The sequence below is a fragment of the Pararcticibacter amylolyticus genome (assembly GCF_003130405.1).
Classification (GTDB): domain Bacteria; phylum Bacteroidota; class Bacteroidia; order Sphingobacteriales; family Sphingobacteriaceae; genus Arcticibacter; species Arcticibacter amylolyticus.
The window spans coordinates 1-273 of record NZ_QEAS01000151.1; the positions used below are offsets into that span (position 1 = coordinate 1).

Sequence of the window (273 nt, forward strand, 5' to 3'; positions counted from 1 at the left end):
TTCAAGAGCAGACACTCTGTTGGCCATCTCTTCAAGTACTTCTTCTGATCATGTTAAATATGAGTTATAAGTAGTAAGTTATACGTTATAAGAAACGAGAACTAACTATAGATATAGCCAAAGAAAGAAATTAGAGAGGGATAAGAAAACTTAGAACTTTCAAAAGATCTTCAGGTGCCTATATCGGCGGTGTCCACCTCTTCCCATTCCGAACAGAGAAGTTAAGCCCGCCAGAGCCGATGGTACTGCGGTAACACGTGGGAGAGTAGGTCG

At 41.4% G+C, this 273-nt stretch carries 1 rRNA gene; it reads left to right on the forward strand.

Annotated features, from left to right (window positions below):
* Positions 1 to 170: 170 nt before the first annotated feature.
* Positions 171 to 273 (forward strand): 5S ribosomal RNA (gene rrf / locus DDR33_RS25495); the annotation flags it as partial.